The organism is Pontibacterium sp., assembly GCF_964228735.1.
GTDB lineage: Bacteria > Pseudomonadota > Gammaproteobacteria > Pseudomonadales > Balneatricaceae > Pontibacterium.
The window spans coordinates 1-17,749 of record NZ_CAXRBQ010000099.1 but is presented as its reverse complement, the minus strand read 5'-3'; the positions used below and the strand labels follow the sequence as shown (position 1 = coordinate 17,749).

At 56.9% G+C, this 17,749-nt stretch carries 18 protein-coding genes and 4 tRNA genes; 14 read left to right on the top strand and 8 right to left on the bottom strand.

Features of this window, described 5'->3' with window-relative positions; genetic code table 11:
• Positions 1-3: 3 nt before the first annotated feature.
• From pspC to pspA, 3 genes are read right to left on the bottom strand one after another with little or no spacing between them, the layout of a single operon-like run.
• Positions 4-477 (bottom strand): envelope stress response membrane protein PspC, encoded by a 474-nt coding sequence (pspC, locus tag ACEQ15_RS11205; RefSeq protein ID WP_370279271.1) that lies wholly within the window; start codon positions 475-477, stop codon positions 4-6.
• Between the two features lie 2 nt (positions 478-479).
• The gene (pspB, locus tag ACEQ15_RS11200) at positions 480-746 is read right to left on the bottom strand and encodes an envelope stress response membrane protein PspB (protein WP_370279270.1); all 267 of its coding nucleotides are present in this window, start codon (positions 744-746) and stop codon (positions 480-482) included.
• Positions 746-1,420, bottom strand: a complete 675-nt coding sequence (pspA, locus tag ACEQ15_RS11195; RefSeq protein WP_370279269.1) for a phage shock protein PspA — start codon at positions 1,418-1,420, stop codon at positions 746-748. The genes pspB and pspA overlap by 1 nt, the downstream gene beginning before the upstream one ends.
• Before the next feature lie 196 nt (positions 1,421-1,616).
• Here pspA and pspF point away from each other — a divergent pair, with 196 nt between their 5' ends.
• Positions 1,617-2,675: a phage shock protein operon transcriptional activator gene (gene pspF / locus ACEQ15_RS11190; RefSeq protein WP_370279268.1), complete on the top strand. Its 1,059-nt coding sequence runs from the start codon at positions 1,617-1,619 to the stop codon at positions 2,673-2,675.
• 75 nt (positions 2,676-2,750) lie between these two features.
• On the opposite strand, the gene ACEQ15_RS11185 is transcribed toward pspF, so the two are convergent.
• The 4 genes from ACEQ15_RS11185 to ACEQ15_RS11170 form a co-directional block, all read right to left on the bottom strand.
• A complete protein-coding gene (locus ACEQ15_RS11185; protein WP_370279267.1) occupies positions 2,751-4,238 on the bottom strand; it encodes a DASS family sodium-coupled anion symporter in 1,488 nt (495 codons plus the stop codon).
• A gap of 207 nt (positions 4,239-4,445) precedes the next feature.
• The gene (locus tag ACEQ15_RS11180) at positions 4,446-5,189 is read right to left on the bottom strand and encodes a hypothetical protein (protein ID WP_370279266.1); all 744 of its coding nucleotides are present in this window, start codon (positions 5,187-5,189) and stop codon (positions 4,446-4,448) included.
• On the bottom strand, positions 5,182-7,593 hold the full coding sequence (locus tag ACEQ15_RS11175; protein WP_370279265.1) for an AAA family ATPase: 2,412 nt from the start codon (positions 7,591-7,593) through the stop codon (positions 5,182-5,184). The genes ACEQ15_RS11180 and ACEQ15_RS11175 overlap by 8 nt, the downstream gene beginning before the upstream one ends.
• A gap of 138 nt (positions 7,594-7,731) precedes the next feature.
• A complete protein-coding gene (locus tag ACEQ15_RS11170) occupies positions 7,732-8,385 on the bottom strand; it encodes an HAD family hydrolase (RefSeq protein ID WP_370279264.1) in 654 nt (217 codons plus the stop codon).
• Positions 8,386-8,546: 161 nt separating this feature from the next.
• Between ACEQ15_RS11170 and ACEQ15_RS11165 the strand changes: the two genes are divergently transcribed.
• Positions 8,547-9,029 (top strand): RNA pyrophosphohydrolase, encoded by a 483-nt coding sequence (locus ACEQ15_RS11165; protein WP_370279263.1) that lies wholly within the window; start codon positions 8,547-8,549, stop codon positions 9,027-9,029.
• Positions 9,030-9,065: 36 nt separating this feature from the next.
• Positions 9,066-11,333 carry a phosphoenolpyruvate--protein phosphotransferase gene (gene ptsP, locus ACEQ15_RS11160; RefSeq protein ID WP_370279262.1) on the top strand — a complete coding sequence of 756 codons (2,268 nt, stop codon included), beginning with the start codon at positions 9,066-9,068 and terminating at the stop codon, positions 11,331-11,333.
• Here ptsP and ACEQ15_RS11155 read toward each other — a convergent pair.
• On the bottom strand, positions 11,330-12,124 hold the full coding sequence (locus tag ACEQ15_RS11155; protein WP_370279261.1) for an NRDE family protein: 795 nt from the start codon (positions 12,122-12,124) through the stop codon (positions 11,330-11,332). The genes ptsP and ACEQ15_RS11155 overlap by 4 nt on opposite strands.
• A 116-nt stretch (positions 12,125-12,240) precedes the next feature.
• Here ACEQ15_RS11155 and ACEQ15_RS11150 point away from each other — a divergent pair, with 116 nt between their 5' ends.
• From ACEQ15_RS11150 to ACEQ15_RS11100, 11 genes are all read left to right on the top strand, one after another.
• Positions 12,241-13,041 carry a sulfite exporter TauE/SafE family protein gene (locus tag ACEQ15_RS11150; protein WP_370279260.1) on the top strand — a complete coding sequence of 267 codons (801 nt, stop codon included), beginning with the start codon at positions 12,241-12,243 and terminating at the stop codon, positions 13,039-13,041.
• A 9-nt stretch (positions 13,042-13,050) separates the two neighbouring features.
• A complete protein-coding gene (gene lgt / locus ACEQ15_RS11145; RefSeq protein ID WP_370279259.1) occupies positions 13,051-13,848 on the top strand; it encodes a prolipoprotein diacylglyceryl transferase in 798 nt (265 codons plus the stop codon).
• Positions 13,849-13,879: 31 nt separating this feature from the next.
• Entirely contained in the window at positions 13,880-14,722 is an 843-nt protein-coding gene (locus ACEQ15_RS11140; protein WP_370279258.1) for a thymidylate synthase, read from the top strand.
• 9 nt (positions 14,723-14,731) lie between these two features.
• On the top strand, positions 14,732-15,235 hold the full coding sequence (gene folA, locus ACEQ15_RS11135) for a type 3 dihydrofolate reductase (RefSeq protein ID WP_370279257.1): 504 nt from the start codon (positions 14,732-14,734) through the stop codon (positions 15,233-15,235).
• A 16-nt stretch (positions 15,236-15,251) separates the two neighbouring features.
• A complete protein-coding gene (gene birA, locus ACEQ15_RS11130) occupies positions 15,252-16,226 on the top strand; it encodes a bifunctional biotin--[acetyl-CoA-carboxylase] ligase/biotin operon repressor BirA (RefSeq protein WP_370279256.1) in 975 nt (324 codons plus the stop codon).
• Positions 16,223-16,942, top strand: a complete 720-nt coding sequence (locus ACEQ15_RS11125; RefSeq protein ID WP_370279255.1) for a type III pantothenate kinase — start codon at positions 16,223-16,225, stop codon at positions 16,940-16,942. The genes birA and ACEQ15_RS11125 overlap by 4 nt, the downstream gene beginning before the upstream one ends.
• Positions 16,943-17,156: 214 nt before the next feature.
• Positions 17,157-17,232: transfer RNA gene (locus ACEQ15_RS11120), tRNA-Thr, on the top strand.
• A gap of 22 nt (positions 17,233-17,254) precedes the next feature.
• Positions 17,255-17,338 (top strand) — tRNA-Tyr (locus tag ACEQ15_RS11115).
• 16 nt (positions 17,339-17,354) lie between these two features.
• A tRNA-Gly gene (locus ACEQ15_RS11110) sits at positions 17,355-17,429 on the top strand.
• A gap of 17 nt (positions 17,430-17,446) precedes the next feature.
• Positions 17,447-17,521 (top strand) — tRNA-Thr (locus ACEQ15_RS11105).
• Positions 17,522-17,607: 86 nt separating this feature from the next.
• On the top strand, positions 17,608-17,749 hold a 142-nt coding region (locus ACEQ15_RS11100), incomplete at its 3' end, for a GTP-binding protein (protein WP_370279294.1).

Here is a 17,749-nt window from a genome sequence, read left to right as displayed (position 1 = left end):
GGTTTAGCTACGGCGCATCTCGCGATCAAACTGGAACTTGCGGGAAGTGACGTAACCTTCCATCTTGCGCAATTTCTCGTCCACCCGGCGCATGCGCTCGCTGATATCTTGCACCTGACCGGTTGGGGTCGGGCCGTAGCTGAACAGGGCGTCTTTCAGGTTATGGGGTGTTTCGCCCTGGCGGCCGTATCCGTGTCGCTGACTGTGATGTTGTTCGCGGTAGCACTCATGGTGCGTGTGCGACTGTGATTCGCTGCGGCTTGCCTGTGGACGTTTGGCCAGCATCACGACACCTGCGATGTACAGCAGGATGGCGAAGCTACCGGTGAACAGGAACAGGGTAATGAACCCCAGGCGAACCAGCCAGCTTGGCATGTTGATGTTGTCGGCGATGCCGCCGCAGACGCCCGCCAACCAGCGGTCGTCGCGACTGCGATAAAGGTCCATGCCGTAGCCACTGTATTTGCGTGAAAACATGGTTAGCTCCTTGTTGAATCCTGATATCGATGGCCGGATTCGGTTTCGCGCCACTGGGGATGTTCCGCATCCAGTATGGTTTCCAGTGTGCCGATACGTTCTTCCAGCCGTTCTACCTGGGCCAGCGCACTGGTCAGGGTGTGACGATCATCGTCGGACAATCCTTTTGCTGACCGTGACTTGCTGACGTAGTGCAACACCAGCCAGAGCGGGGCTACGAGCCCCATAAAAATCACGGTTGGGACGAAGAAGAACAGGATGCTAGACATCACTCTTTACCTTTCTGGTCGCTATCCATCTGAGCTTTCAGTTTAGCCAGTGCTTCGTCGAGTTTCTCGTCGCGCTCCAGATCGGCGATCTCTTCGGCCAGATCCTTGGTACCCAGGTCGTAACTCTCCACTTCGGCTTCCATGTCGTCCATCTTGCGTTCGTAACGCTCAAACTTCTCAAACGCTGCATTCAGTTTGTCGCGGCTGAAGCGGCGGCGGATCTCCAGGCGGGAGCGGGTGGTCTGCTCACGTGCCAGCAGGGCTTTCTGTTTCGCCTTGGCGTCATCCAGTTTGCGCTGCAACTGACCAATCTCGTCGTTCAGTTCAGCCAGCTGTTCGTCTACCAGCAGCATCTCGTTGTGGGCCAGTTCCAGGGTTTCCTGGATGCTGGACTGTTCAGCCAGGGCTGCGCGTGCCAGATCTTCGCGGCCTTTGCTCAGCGCCAGTTTTGCCTTGCCTTCCCACTCCTCGGCGTCACGCTGCAGGTTACCGATACGGCGCTCCAGAGTTTTGCGGTCGGCGATGACGCGGGCGGAGGTTGTGCGTACTTCTACCAGTGTGTCTTCCATCTCCTGAATCATCATCCGGATCATTTTTTCCGGATCTTCTGCGCGATCCAGCAGAGAAGTGATGTTGGCGTTCACGATGTCCTGAAAACGGGAAAAGATACCCATGATCATCTCCTTTTAATCGACTCAAGGTCGGTTGTTGGCTTTCCCGGTATATTGCGATTGCTGTGCCAAAAATGGGTTTATCGCTGCACCTTGCTGTTTTAAAAGAGATTTATTGGGCTTTGCTGGAAAATGACAGGCGCAGAAAATATGGCTAATATGTCTATTAAATAGTCTATTAAGCTAAGCAATAGTCAGAATGGATCATTCAAAACGCCAGTCACTGGTGGGTGGCTCCCCGTTGTTGATGGATGTGATCGACCAGGTCTCCAGTCTGGCGCCGCTGAGCAAGCCGGTGCTGATTCTGGGAGAGCGTGGTACCGGTAAGGAATTGATTGCTGAGCGCCTGCACTTCCTGTCGCGGCGTTGGGATGAGACCTTCCTTAAGCTCAACTGTGCGGCGATGAGTGAAAGCCTGCTGGAGAGCGAGCTGTTCGGTCATGAGGCGGGGGCATTCACCGGTGCAACCAAACGTCATCTGGGACGTTTTGAGCGGGCCGACGGCGGTACACTGTTTCTTGATGAGCTGGCGACCTGCTCCCTACGGGTGCAGGAGAAATTGCTGCGGGTGATCGAATACGGCGAATTCGAGCGTCTGGGCGGGCAGCAGACCATTAGGGTGGATGTGCGCCTGATTGCCGCCACCAACGAGGATATTCCGCGCCTGGCCGAGCGGGGTCAGTTCCGCGCCGACCTGCTCGACCGTCTCGCTTTTGATGTGGTGAATTTGCCGCCGCTGCGTTACCGCAAGGACGATATCCCGGAATTGGCAGAACACTTTGCCCTCGGGATGTGTCGGGAACTGGGGCGGGCTTACTTCCCCGGTTTCAGCGAGGAAGCATTGGCGCAGCTGGAGGCCTACGATTGGCCGGGTAATATCCGTGAACTGAAGAACGTGGTGGAGCGCAGTGTCTACCGCAGTGGTGATCACGAGGAGCCGGTTGATTCAGTGTTGATCAACCCCTTCCATGCCCCGTGGCGGGATGCCGAGGTATCACAGGAGCAGCCAGGGGAATCGACAGCAGCTGCGGAGCCTGTTGCAAAGACATCATTGGATATATCGCACCTGACAAGCCTGCCGGAGCGTATGCGCGCACTGGAAAAGCAGGCGCTGGAGCAGGCGCTGGGCGAGAACCATTTCAATCAGAGCCAGACAGCAGATGCCCTGGGGCTGACCTACCACCAGCTGCGCAGTTACCTGCGTAAACATGAGATGTTGCCGTTGAAGAGGTATCTGGCGGCTATGGATGAGGTGTAGCGCCAGCGGATGTGGATAAAAAAGCCGACAAGAACGTCGGCTTTTTGTGGATATGTGTCAGGGCGTACGGGTGGGTTATCTCACCGCCCAGTCCGGCACGCTCAGCAGGTCGATACCCCACAACATTGGCAGGACGTAGGCGATGCAGAGGGTGATGGCGACCACACCAACCAGGTTCACCCAGAAGCCCGCCTTGGCCATCTGTAGAATGCTGACGTAACCGGATCCATACACCACGGCGTTGGGGGGGGTTGCCACCGGCAGCATAAAGGCGAAGGAGGCTGCGACGGCGGCGGAGAACATGGTGCCAAACGGGTGCACACCCATGGTGCCTGCCACGGCAGCCATCACCGGAATCAACAAAGTAGCAGTAGCGGTGTTGGAGGTGATCTCGGTGAGGAACAGAGTCAGCAGCACCACCACGCCGATAAACAGGGTCAGGTCCATACCGCTGAGCAGGCTCAGCTGGCCACCGATCCACTCGGTCAGGCCGCTGGTGGAAAAACCTTGGGCCAGTGCCAAGCCGCCACCGAACAGCAGGATTACACCCCATGGCAGTTTCACCGCGGATTCCCAGTCCAGCAGGAAAACACCCTTCTTCAGGTTAACCGGCGTAATGAACAGCAGTAGGGCACCGATGATGGCGATAGTGGCGTCATGGATCATCGGAGGTTTGATAAAACCGCGGGCGATCCAGGCCGCTGCCGTCAGCAGGAAGATCAGCAGCACCAACTTCTCGGCTTTGCTCATCGCACCCAGTTCATTCAGCTGACGCTCGACCATCTCTTCGCCACCCGGCAGGGTTTTCAGGCCGGACGGGTAGACCACTTTAACCAACAGGAACCAGGCGATGCCCAGCATCACCACGGCCAGCGGTACACCAAAACTCATCCACTGAGCAAAACCGATGGAGTAACCGTAGAGGTTCTCGGTCATACCGGCCAGTACGGTATTGGGTGGCGTACCGATTAGGGTGCCGACACCACCGATGGAGGCGGCAAAGGCGATACCCAGCATCAGCGAGATACCAAACTTGAAGTGCATCGGGCGGATATCCACCCCGTCGACCGGTTGTTCACGCAGGTCATCAGCGGCCTGATGGATGATGGCCAGGCCAATCGGTACCATCATCATGGTGGTGGCGGTGTTGCTCACCCACATGGAGAGGAAGGCGGTGGCGATCATAAAACCCAGGACGATGCGATCCGGTCCGGTACCAACCAGGCGGATGGTGTGCAGGGCCACGCGTTTATGCAGGTTCCAGCGTTCCATGGCGATGGCGATCAGGAAACCACCCATAAACAGAAAGATCAGGTGGTTGGCGTAGGACGGTGTGGCCTGGGCGGATTTCATCACACCCAGCATCGGGTAGAGTGCCACCGGCAGCAGAGAGGTGGCCGGGATCGGGATCGCTTCGGTGATCCACCAAGTGGCCATCAGAGCGGCGATGGCAGCGACTTTCAGAGCTTCGGGTTTCATGCCCTCGGGTAAAGGCAGGGATAGTATCAGTAGGAACAGGGCGGGTCCTAATGCCAGTCCTACGCGCTGGCGCATGCTGTACATAACGGTAACTCTTTGCTTGTTGTTGAAAATAAGCGTTACCTACAGCATAGAACGTGCCATGGCCTGTATGTGGCGAGTAAAGGCGATAATCGCGCGGAAATTGGTTAAATGCTGCGCGAAATCGGGTTGAGGATTGGCGGGAAATCACCCTTTCTGATGGATAAATGGGTGATCTGCCGCCCATTGGTGGTAGCGAACTAAACAGTATTAGAGCACTAGTAACATCTCTAGACGGGAGTGACTGAAGGCCTCTAGCAGTGCATCCACCTGGGCGCGTTTAAGGTAATCCTCGGGGATAAGCAGGGTATTTGTGGCGCGCAGCGCCACCGCTTGCTGCAGTGTCTGCAGATCATCACCCAGCGGGATAATCTCGGCAGGTAACTCAAAACGGGCAGATAGGTTCTGAAGCTCCAACGTATCCGGTACAAACACCAGCAGGCGCTTATAACCCCGTCGCAGCAGGCTGTTGGCCAGTGAGATGGCGTGCTCCCCTGTTGGGCTGTCGACATAGACCAGATACAGGGTGTCGCGTGGCGGCCGGCGTGCACTCGGAATGCGAATCATCAGTGTGGCTGGGCTTAGCCATAACACATCACCGCCACCGCAGCGTCGGAGTAACTGCTGCCTGGAATCCTGATGCAGCATAAAACTGCCGCGCAGGTGGGTGGTTTGCAGGGTTTGCTTAAAGGCATGTTCCAGCTGGCGGGCCAGCGAGCGCAAACTGCGATCAACCTGTTGCGGTGACAATTGCCGCTCGCGGCTGGATTTAAACTCAACCTCTCGACAGAACGGCAGCCCGGCAACCTCGCGCAGATACCCGCTTTCACTGAACATCAGATGCAGTTCGGCGTCCTGCTCCAGGGCCAGGTCAACGGCCGATTCCAGGGCCTCGTTGACCGGGCTGCCCGGGTCCAGAGCCAGTAAAATCCGATGTGTCTTGGTTTTAGTCACGCTTGTTGGCCTCTTCCTCCTGGCGCGATTCCAGCAGCTCGCGCTTGAGGTCACCAAAATGCTCCAACTGGTTCATCACCCGGGCATTAAAGCTGTCGTCGGGGTAGACCCCCTCTGGATCACTGACGCCTGCGGCTATGCCGGTAAACAGTGTGATCGCATCATCCAGCGTATCGAGCGGGTAGATGGCAAACTGCCCGGCAGCGCAGGCTTTGCGAACCTCTTCGCGCAGCATCAGGTGGCGCACATTGCTGGCAGGAATGGCCACGCCGTGGCTGCCATCCAGACCGCGGGCCTTGCAGATATCAAAGAAACCCTCGATCTTCTCGTTCACGCCGCCAATCGCCTGGACCTGGCCCAGCTGATTGAGTGAGCCTGTCACCGCCAGGGTTTGTTTGAGCGGAATGCGGGTGATGGCTGAGAGCAGCGACAGCATTTCTGCCACCGAGGCAGAGTCGCCCTCTATGCCACCGTATGATTGCTCGAACACCAGCGTGGCCGAAAGGGCCAGCGGCGCATTGCGGGCATAACGGGATGCCAGTAGTGCGCTGATGATCATGACCGCCTTACTGTGAATATCGCCGCCCATATCGCTTTCGCGCTCGATATCGAGAATCTTGCCGTTACCCAGGCGGGCAGTGGCGGTGATACGGGAAGGGCGACCGAAGTAGAAGTCGCCCAGTTGCACCACTGAGAGCCCGTTGATCTGCGCGATCTGGCTGCCCTGAGTGGTGATCTTCAGGGTCTCTTCGCTGATCAGTTCCTGAATGAGCTGCTGATAGCGGCTGCTGTGCCATAACCAGCGATCCAGCGCGGCTGTGACATGTTTGCGTTCGATCAGGTCGCTGTTTGTCTGGCGCGCTTCGTGATCGGCACGGTGGATCAGGTCGATCAGCCGGGCCATGTGCAGCGAGAGCTTGTGGCTGTGCTCCATACGGCGGGCGCTAAATTCAATGATCTGGGCAACACCTCCCGGTGCCAGAGGTAACAGGTCCGCTTCGCGTCCCAAGGAGGCGATGATGCGGGCGTAATGCTGGCAGGCTTCCGGGCTGCGGTCGATGCTGTCTTCCATATCGGCCTGCACTTTGAATAGCAGGCCGAAGTCGGGGTCGTACTCCTTGAGCAGGTGGTAGAGTAAGCGGTTTCCGCACAGGATTACCTTGGCGTTGGTGGGGATGGGCTCCGGTTCCAGGGAGATGGTGCTGGAGAGGCTGAGCATCTCGTGGACCGACTCGATACGGATCTCACCTGACTTCAGGGCGCGCTTCAGGGCGGGCCAGCTGAAGCCTGTGGAGAGTAGGTGGAAAGCATCGATGATCAGGAAGCCGCCGTTCGCCTTATGCAGCGCCCCGGGCTGGATCAGTGTGAAGTTGGTCAGCAGGGTGCCGAACTGAGAGATATGTTCGATACGCCCGATCAGGTTCTGCAGGTTGGGTTGGTCCAGATAGACCACCGGGGCGCGGCTGGTCTCGCTGTTATCCACCAGGACATTCACCTTGTAGCGGTTGAACTGAGTGGAGCTGGCCTGTGGCGGCGAGGCGTTATCTTCGTCGGACTTGGTCATAAAGTCGGAAGCGTTACTCTCAATATCGCTTTGTACGCTGTCCAGATAGAGATCGACGCCGGGATGTTCCTGATAGCGTGATTTCAAATAATCTATTGCCGGTTCGACCGCTTGCTGAATAAAGCTGCGGTTGAGTTCTTTTACGCGTGCGACACTCTCCTCCTGCCAGTTGTTTAAGGTGCGCACGCTGGCTTTTAGCTTGTCATTGATCAGGTCGATGCTGGCTTTCATCTCCGCCTGTTCTTGCTCGGTGAGCGCGTTGAACTCCTTGGTCGTGATCAGCTTGCCGTCGCGCATGGGGGCTATGGTGTAACCGGTGGCGGTACGCATCAGGGTGAGCTTGCGTTCCTGAGCTTCGCGGCCCAGATCGCTGAACAGCTGTTCTTCGCGTTCGTGGTATTCCTCCTGCAGTTCATTCACCCGACGATGGTATTCGTCGCTCTGCAGTGTGGCGGGCAGCGTAACCAGCAAGCGCTCCACCAGGTCGGTCATATCCCGCTGTAGCTGCCGGCCGATGCCTGGTTGCAGGCGCAGCACACGAGGCTTGCTTGGGGTGTCGAAGTTGTTGATATAACACCAGTCGAACACTGCGCTATTGTCCTTGGGGTATTGCTCAAGAATCCCCTTGACCAGGGACAGTTTGCCGATGCCGGTTGGACCGGTTACGTAGAGGTTGTAACCCGGGCTGGGCATATCAACGGCAAAGCGGATGGCGTCCTTGGCGCGCTCCTGGCCTAGATGGTTCGGCAGCGGTTCCAGCTCCGTGGTGGAGCTAAACGTGAATGTGGATTCATCACAGGCTGTGTAGAGCGCGTGGCTGGCAAGTGGCTTTATATCCATCAGTGCTGGACTCCTGCGGCAACCGGTGAGTGGACAGGCGTACTGTTGAGTATAGCTAGGGGGATCTAAGCGTGAGTCAGAAGGGGCGGGGAAATAAAAAGGGGTTCAGGCAGGGCAGGGCCTGCCTGAGGAAGAGGCTTAGCGCAGGTCGAGGATCTGCCAGTCGCTCTTTTTGGCGCGGTTTTCCAGCAGTTCGTCCGGGTTAACGGCAACCGGTGTGTTCACCAGCTCCAGCAGCGGCAGGTCGTTGTGGGAGTCGCTGTAGAAGTAGCTGCCATCCAGCGTGTGGCCGGTCTCTGCCAGCCAGGCGTGCAGGCGCTCTACCTTGCCGTGCTGGAAGCATGGTGTGCCTTCCACGTGGCCGGTGTAGGCACCGTCCTTCATCTCCGGCTCGGTGGCCAGGATCGCGTCTACGCCCAGGCGGTCGGCGATCGGCTGGGTGACGAAACGGTTGGTGGCGGTGATGATCAGCAGGAAGTCACCCTGGTCGCGGTGTTTCTGCAGCAGGGCTTCGGCTTTTGGCAGCATGATCGGTTCGATCATCTCCTGCATAAACTCCTCATGCCATACGCTCAGCTGCGCGATTTCGTTCTGTGCCAGCGGCAGCAGGGCAAAGTTCAGGTACTCATGGATATCCAGACCACCGCTTTTATACTGTTCATAAAAGTAGTCGTTTGCACGACGGTAGGCATCGGTATCAACGATCCCTTTTTTACACAGGAACTCGCCCCAGGCGTGATCGCTGTCGCCGCCAATAAGGGTGTTGTCCAGATCAAAGATAGCCAGGCTCAAGTGGGAGTCTCCCTGTCAGATTGCTGGTGGCCGGAAATTTCCGATGTTATAGGGTGATTTTACAGGCTGCTCCGGGTGGTAGTAAGGGGGGTGAACAGTTGATTTGCCGACCACAAAAGAATTGTGGAACAATAGGTTGAAAAAGTTTTAGGAAAAAATACGTGATCGATTCAGATGGGTTTAGACCGAATGTCGGTATCATTCTGGCTAACTCGCTGGGTCAGGTTCTCTGGGCAAGGCGTATTGGTCAAGACGCCTGGCAGTTTCCACAAGGTGGTATCAACGAAGATGAGTCGCCGGAAGAGGCGATGTTTCGTGAACTTAAAGAGGAAATAGGTCTCACACCCACAGACGTTGAGATTGTCGCGGTAACCCGAGGTTGGCTTCGTTACCGTTTGCCCAAGCGCATGATTCGGCGCAACTCGCATCCGATATGTATTGGACAGAAACAGAAGTGGTTTCTGCTGCGGATGCTTACAGATGATAAAGCGGTGACGATTGATACGAGCGAGTCACCGGAGTTCGATGACTGGCAGTGGGTCAGCTATTGGTATCCACTGGGCCAGGTTGTCTCGTTTAAACGCGAGGTATATCGAAAGGCGATGCGCGAGCTGTCGCCAAAAATGTCACGGATGATCGTATAAGAATTATAAATATATAAAAAACTGGGAGGCTGGTGGATGCTGGAAGTGTTGCGCAAGATAGTGCAGGAGGTTAGTACTGCTCCGGATTTGGAGTCGGTGCTGGATCTGATTGTACGGCGTATTCAGCGTGCCATGCGGACCCAGGTGTGCTCGGTCTATCTATACGACGATGAAGCCGAGCGCTACAGCCTGATGGCCACCCAGGGATTGAACCCCGATGCAGTGGGTAAAGTCAGCCTGGCTTCTTCCGAAGGTATCGTCAGCGTGGTTGGCCAGCGTGCTGAGCCGATCAACCTGGAAGATGCCTCCCTCCACCCCCGTTATACCTACCTGAAAGACACCGGCGAAGAGCAGTTTCACGCGTTTCTGGGTGTGCCGATTATTCACCACCGTGATGTACTGGGTGTGCTGGTTGTGCAGCAGAAGGAGGTTCGTCGCTTCGATGAGAGCGAGGAAGCCTTCCTGGTTACGTTGTCCGCACAGTTGGCGGGTGTGATCGCTCACGCGGAAGCGACCGGGCTGATCAAGCCACAGGAAGGTAAGAGCGAAAACGAGCGTCGCTTCGAAGGTATCGCCGGTGCACCGGGTGTCGCAGTGGGACATATCGTGGTAATTGCGCCGCCTGCTGATCTGGCGGCGGTGCCGGATAAAGTCGCCAACGATATCGACAAAGAGATCCAGAGGTTCGAGGAGGCGCTGGCGTCCGTACGACGCGATATCAAGGTGGTCGGCCGTAGTCTGTCCAAACGCTTGCGCGCGGAAGAGCAGGCGCTGTTTGATGTCTATCTGCGCATGCTGGATGACAACGCCCTGGCGGGCGAGATTATCGAGCAGATCCGAGGCGGCCAATGGGCGCAGGGGGCGCTGCGTAACGTGGTGATGGAGCACGTGAAACAGTTCTCCATGATGGATGATCCCTACCTGCGTGAACGTGCTACCGATATTAAAGACTTGGGTCGTCGCGTGCTGGCCTATATGCAGGAATCCGGTCCGGCGGAGATCGAGTTTCCGGAAGACACGATCCTGGTGGCCGACGAACTCACCCCGGCGATGCTGGGTGAGGTGCCGTCCGACAAGTTGATGGGTTTGGTCTCCGTACACGGTTCCGGTAACTCACACGCGGCAATTCTGGCCCGTTCCATGGGTATCCCAACCATTATGGGTGCGCTCGACCTGCCGTACACCCGCCTGCATAGCCGGGATGCAATCATTGATGGTTACTCCGGCCGTGTCTATATCGATCCGTCCGAAGACCTGCGTGTTGCCTACCTCGATATCGTGCGTGGCGAGCAGGAGATGGCGGCCGAGCTGGCAACCCTGAAAGAGATGCCTGCAGAAACCCGGGATGGTTTCCGTATGCCGCTGTGGGTAAACACCGGGCTGGTGGCGGACGTGGCTCGCGCACTGGAGCGTGGTGCCGAGGGGATCGGTCTGTACCGTACCGAAATCCCGTTTATGATCCGTGACTTCTTCCCCAGTGAGCAGGAGCAGCTGCAGACTTACCGGCGACAGCTGGAAGCGTTCCACCCACGGCCGGTAACCATGCGTACCCTGGATATCGGCGGGGACAAGGCGCTGCCGTACTTCCCGATCGAAGAGGAAAACCCGTTCCTGGGCTGGCGTGGTATTCGTGTCACCCTGGATCACCCGGAGATTTTCCTGGTGCAGGTGCGTGCGATGCTGCGTGCCGGCGAAGGTCTGGGTAACCTGCGCATTATGTTGCCGATGGTGACCAGTGTGCATGAGGTGGATGAGGCAAACCGCCAGATCGACCGTGCACTGTCCGAGTTGCGTGACGAAGGCTACCAGATCGACCGCCCGCAGGTGGGGGTGATGGTTGAGGTGCCGGCGGCGGTGTATCAGGTGCGCCGTTTTGCCCGTCGTGTCGATTTTATCTCGGTGGGTTCCAATGACCTGACCCAGTACCTGCTGGCGGTGGATCGCAACAACCCGCGTGTGGCGGGCTTGTATGTGTCCTACCATCCGGCGGTGCTGCGTGCGCTGGAATACATTGCCCGTGAGGCGCATAAAGAAAGTGTGCCGGTATCGATCTGTGGTGAGATGGCAGCCGATCCGGGTGGAGCTCTGCTGCTGATGGGCATGGGCTATGACGTGTTGTCGATGAACGCCACCAACATTCCGAAGGTGAAGTCCGCGATCCGTAACGTCACCAAGGTGGAAGCCGATGAGCTGCTACAGCAGGTGATGGGCATGGACGATGCTGACAAGATTCACCAGCTGCTGCGCCGTCGCCTGCGCGAACTGGGTCTGTCGCAGCTGACCCGCCCGGTTATCCCGGATTAATTCTCTTCCCGGTCTGCAGCGCCTATGGCGGGTAGCTGCAGGTCAAATTCCTGAACGTCCGTATTGCCCTCAACGTCAAAGGTCTGCTCGCGCAGGTAGGTGTTGCCGTCCGGTTTCTGCATCAGCAGCGTAATCGCACGGGTACCGTAATGCTCCGATTGAATAAAACAGGACGAGAGCATGCGTTCCCATTCCAAGCTGATGCCTGTATCGGGCAGGTGTTCGTCCCGGGCCTGTGCGCGATCCTGCATCAGGGCCAGCATGGCGTCGCGGTTGGGTTCGCGCTCTGCCAGCAGCTGGCGTAATCCCTCTCTTACCTTCGTGACCTTCGGCCAGGATGTGTCCAGCAGTGCATTGGAGAGGCCGTAGACTCCTGGGCTGATCGCCGTGGCTGAGTCGGCGTGCCGATTGCTCAGGTAGTGCAGTCCGGTTTCATCACCCAGCAGCAGGTTGAAGGCGCCATACGCCTGTTGTTCGGGCTCCAGGCCGGTGAGGTACTCGGCTGCCGACTGGGAACCGCGGAGGAAGTGGCGGGTCAGATCACCCCGGGAGCGCAGGCTGTCGCGTTTGTCTCGGCCGTTGCGGTGGTTAGTGACGGTGGCAAAACGTCCGCTCTGGTTCAGGCCCAGCCAGGTGCCGCCCTGTTCGAGATCGCGTCCGGCCAGGATCTGGGGGGCGTCCGGCCAGTGGTGTATGGCCTGGCTGGGGCGCTGGAAGAACTCGTCCCGGTTGGCCAGCAGGATCAGGGAATACTCTGGATGGCTGTTGTAGGCGAAGGTGATCAGGCACATGTTGTCATTTCAATAACCAGGGTGGACCGCTAATATAGGCGCTTCCCAACGGGCGGAGCAAGCCGCGGCTGTTGATGTGGGCAGCACGGAGCGGCGTAAAACAAAGGATTTACCCTATGATCTTAACCCTATTGATGTACCTGGTGCTGGGAGCGGTTGCCGGAGTGGTAGCCGGATTGTTTGGTATCGGTGGTGGCCTGCTGATTGTGCCGGTGCTGATCTTCAGCTTTTCTGCCCAGGGGATGTCCCCGGATGTGCTGACCCATGCCGCCGTGGCGACATCGCTGGCAACCATTGTGGTGACCTCCATCAGTTCGGTGCGGGCGCACCACAAGCGCGGGGCTGTACGTTGGGATCTGTTTAAGCCGATCAGTCTGGGTATTTTGCTGGGTGCATTTCTTGGTGTGAAGATCGCTGGCATGATGCCGGGCTCAATCCTGCAGATGGTATTTGGTGTATTTGCACTCTGTGTGGCGGTGCAGATGGCGTTTGGTCTGAAACCGTCTGCCGGGGATGAACCGCCCGCTGCTAGCACGCTGGGTATTGGTGGTACCTTTATCGGCTCGCTGTCTGCCATCTTTGGTATCGGTGGTGGCACACTGACAGTGCCGTTCCTGACCTGGAAGCAGGTGCAGATGCAACAGGCGGTGGCGACCTCGGCGGCTTGTGGTTTGCCGATTGCCCTGATGGGCGCGATGACCAATGTCTGGGAAGGCTGGGGTCATGCCCAGACGGATGAGTGGAGTCTGGGTTATGTCTATCTGCCGGCCTTTGCCGGGATTGTCATCACCAGCTCATTGTTTGCCAAGTTTGGTGCCCGTCTGGCGCACAGTCTGCCTGCGCCAACGCTGAAACGTTATTTTGCTGTCTTCCTGCTCTGTGTTGGCAGCTATCTGATCGGAAAGAACCTGTTCTGAGGAATCACTATGTGGGTGCATGATATTGATCCGGTGTTATTGGATGTAGGGCCGCTGAAGGTTCACTGGTACGGCGTGATGTATCTAGTGGGCTTTGCTGCTGCCTGGTGGCTGGGTTGTGTCCGCGCCCGCAAACCGGGCTCCGGCTGGACCGAAGAGCAGGTGTCCGACCTGGTGTTCTGGGGGGCGATGGGTGTCGTGCTCGGCGGTCGCTTTGGTTATGTGTTGTTTTACAACTTCGATCAGTTTCTGGCGGATCCGCTGTGGTTGTTTGCGGTGTGGGAGGGCGGCATGTCCTTCCACGGTGGCCTGCTGGGTGTGATTTTCGTGCTCTGGCTGTGGGGGCGTAAGCACAACAAGTCGCTGCTGGAGATGGGCGATTTTGTAGCGCCGCTAATCCCGATCGGTCTGGGCGCAGGGCGTGTGGGTAACTTTATCGGCGGTGAGCTGTGGGGCCGTGCTACCGATCTGCCGTGGGGGGTTGTCTTTCCGCGTACCGCGGACGGGTTGGCCCGTCATCCTTCCCAGCTATATGAATTTGCACTTGAGGGTGTGCTGCTCTTTATTATTCTTTGGTGGTATTCCAGCCAGCCGCGCCCACGGATGGCGGTGTCTGGTCTATTCTTGATGCTTTATGGCCTGTTCCGTAGCCTGGTAGAGCTGGTGCGCGAGCCGGACAGTCACTTGGGGTTCCTGGCGTTTGATTGGCTGACGATGGGGCAGCTATTGTCGGTGCCTATGATCCTGATCGGGGCAGGGATGATTGGTGTGGCGTACGCTCGCAGTGTAGAATCGGCAAATAAGTAATCTTTTATATAAGAGAAGGGCGAGATCGATAATGCAGCAGTACCTGGATCTGATGCGGGATATTTTGGAAAACGGCACCGATAAAGGGGACAGAACCGGTACCGGAACCCGCTCCGTGTTTGGTCGTCAGCTGCGCTTTGATCTGTCGGAAGGTTTTCCGCTGCTGACCACCAAAAAGGTCCACCTCAAGTCGATCATCTATGAGCTACTGTGGTTCCTGGACGGTAATACCGACAACAACTGGCTGAAAGAGCGCGGTGTGTCGATCTGGGATGAGTGGGCGCTGGAAGACGGCGACCTCGGCCCGGTATACGGTAAGCAGTGGCGTTCGTGGCAGTGTCCGGATGGCAGCACCATCGACCAGATTAGCCAGGTGGTGGAGCAGATCAAGAAAACCCCGAATTCGCGCCGTCTGATTGTCAGTGGCTGGAACCCGGCCGACCTGCCGGATGAAACCGTCAGCCCGCAAGACAATGTCCGTAACGGTAAGGCCGCACTGCCGCCGTGTCATACTCTGTTCCAGTTTTATGTGCTCGACGGCAAATTAAGCTGTCAGCTCTACCAACGCAGTGCCGACTACGTGCTGGGTGTCCCTTTTAACATCGCCTCCTACGCATTGCTGACGCACATGATCGCGCAGCAGTGTGACCTGGATGTCGGTGACTTTGTCCACACCTTTGGTGATGCGCATCTGTATCAGGACCACATCAACGATCCAGCCATCGTGCAGGAACAGCTTTCCCGTACGCCGCGGAAGAAGCCGAAGCTGGTGATTAAGCGCAAGCCAGAGAGTCTGTTTGACTATCAGTTCGAAGATTTTGAAGTAGTTGATTATGACCCGTATCCGGCGATTCGGGCTGCAGTATCAATTTGAGGAAAGAACATGAGGCTGGCAATCATTGTCGCTCAGGCGGAAAACCGGGTCATCGGCATCAACAACAAGTTGCCATGGCATCTGCCTGAAGATCTGCGTTACTTCAAGCAGGTTACGATGTCGAAACCTATCATCATGGGGCGTAAGACCTATGAGTCGATCGGGCGACCTTTGCCGGGCCGTACCAATATTGTGATCTCCAGGCAGGAGGGCTACGCACCTGAGGGTGTCAAAGTGGTGCCGAGTCTGGAGGCTGCAATAGAGCTGGCAGAAAGCATCTGTGTGATTGATGGCGCGGAAGAAGCGATGGTGATCGGTGGTGCTCAGATCTATGAGCAGGCGCTGACCCGTGCTGACCGGCTGTATCTGACGCAGGTTCATGCCAGTGTGGAGGGTGATGCCTGGTTCCCGGCATTCGCGATGGAAGAGTGGCGCGAGGTCGGGCGCGAGGACTTCACGGCAATGGAACCAAACCCCTACGATTACAGTTTTATCGTGTTGGACCGGGTGTAACGAAGGATAAAGTAGTATGGCGATCCGTTCGTTGTTGTCTATCCTGGCTGACGGACGCTTTCACTCCGGGCGAGAGCTCGGAGAGGTGTTGGGCGTAAGCCGCAGTGCCATATGGAAGCAAATCCGCAAGCTGGAAGAGTTCGGCTTGGAAATTTATAGCGTCAAGGGACGTGGTTACCGGGTGCCGGGCGGGCTGGACCTGCTGGACCTGGATCAGATCGAAGCAGCACTTGAGCCATCGGTGCGTTCGAAGCTGAAAACCATCGAGCTTGACCTCTCTATCCCATCGACCAATTTGCGGGCGTCGCAGAAGAGCCAGGCAGCTGATTGCCACGGCCACCTGTTTGTCGCCGAGCAGCAAACCGACGGCCGGGGTCGTCGTGGTCGTCAATGGGAGAGCCCTTTTGGGCGTAATCTCTATTTCTCACTGGTTTGGCGCTTTGATAGCGGCGCGGCTGCACTGGAAGGTTTGAGTCTTCTGGTGGGGCTGAGTCTGGTTAAGGCGATACAGAAGCTGGGCGCAGATGATGTGCAGCTGAAGTGGCCAAACGACCTGTTGTGGCAGGAGCGCAAGCTGGCCGGTATCTTGCTGGAGATGACCGGTGATGCCTCGGGTGAGTGTCAGGTGGTGATTGGCGTGGGTATTAATGTAGCCATGCCAATCGACTATGCCGCTGCGATCGACCAGCCTTGGGTTGATCTGCAGACCGCAATGGGGCGCAAGGTGTCACGCAATGCGCTGCTGGCGGCGGTGCTCGATGAGCTGGTGCCTGCGCTGGAGCAGTTCGCCATTGATGGTTTTGCGCCGTTGGTGGATCAGTGGCACCAGTGGCATGCCTACCAGGACGAACCGGTAAATCTGTTTGTCGGCCAGAATACGCTGGAAGGTGTATGTCGTGGCGTGGATAGCAGTGGTGCGCTGTTGCTGGAAACAGCAGAGGGATTACGCCGTTTTCACGGTGGTGAAGTGAGCGTCAGACGCACAAGATGATCCTTGATATCGATGTGGGCAATACCCTGCTGAAGTGGCGAACCGTCGAGGCGGGCGTGGTGCAGGACCGCGGCCGTTGCCCGACCAAAGAGCTTACGACAGCAATGCCTGCACAGTGGCCCGCTCAGGTTGAGCGGGTCCGTATATCAAATGTGGCAGGTCCAGTCGTGGCCAGCCTTCTCCTTGCCTACTGCGAAGCGCGCTGGAACTGTCAGCCCGAATTTGCAGTGACCCGTCACCAGGCAGCCGGTGTCACCAACAGCTACAGTGACCCGTCCCGTATGGGGGTGGATCGTTGGCTGGCGATGCTGGCGGCCTTTAATGACAGTAACGGTGCCTGCTGTGTCGTTGACTGTGGTAGTGCCATCACAGTGGACTATGTGGAACAGGATGGGCAGCACCGGGGTGGTTTTATCATTCCGGGTTTGCGCCTGATGTCGGAAAGTCTGCAGCGTAATACCGCTGAAGTGCTGGTCGATCGTTCGATCGAGCAGTTTAAGACTGCGCCGGGTCAGCATACTTCTGCTGCCGTCGCTCACGGTATTAATTTCGCCTTTCAGGCACTGCAGGAAAAGATCACCCGTGAACTGGATGGTGATTCCCTGGATGCGCTCTATATCACGGGCGGTGACGGTGTGCTGTTTCATCAGTTGGCCGGGGTGGGGCAATTGCATCCCGATCTGGTGATGGAAGGCTTGCACTGGTCGCTGGGTTAGTTCGGTCTGCAGCTTTACCTTATATAGTTGTTAATCGAAGCGTATATAGTAGCTATGAAGCGCTGAGTGTGCTGAGTCTTGTTTGAAAATTACCCAATAAAAACAAAGTGCTAAGCAAAAACCAGCGGATTTGAAAAAAAAATTAAAAAAAGTTGGGAATAGGGGTTGCGTCCCAAAAGGGCTGTGGGTAATATACGCGCCACTTCGACGCTGAGCCGGTATAGCTCAGTTGGTAGAGCAACTGACTTGTAATCAGTAGGTCCCGAGTTCGACTCTGGGTGCCGGCACCATTCAGCAGCGAAGTTTTGGTAAGGTGGGGTTCCCGAGTGGCCAAAGGGATCAGACTGTAAATCTGACGCGCAAGCTTCGGTGGTTCGAATCCACCTCCCACCACCATTCAGCTTGATCTAATGCGGGTATGGTATAGTGGCTATTACCTCAGCCTTCCAAGCTGAAGAGGCGGGTTCGATTCCCGCTACCCGCTCCAGCTGGAGTATGAGTTGTGCTCATGTAGCTCAGGGGTAGAGCACACCCTTGGTAAGGGTGAGGTCGGCGGTTCAAATCCGCCCATGAGCTCCAGTTTTGATGATGAAGGGCAGATATAGCAATATATCTGCCCTTTGTTATATTTGATTTTCGAAACTTATCGCTAGTGGATTGTACTGATGGCTAAAGAACAATTTGAACGCTCCAAGCCGCACGTTAACGTTGGTACTATCGGCCACGTTGACCACGGCAAAACTACACTGACTGCTGCCCTGACTCGCGTATGTGCGGAAGTTTTCGGCGGTGAAATGAAAGCGTTCG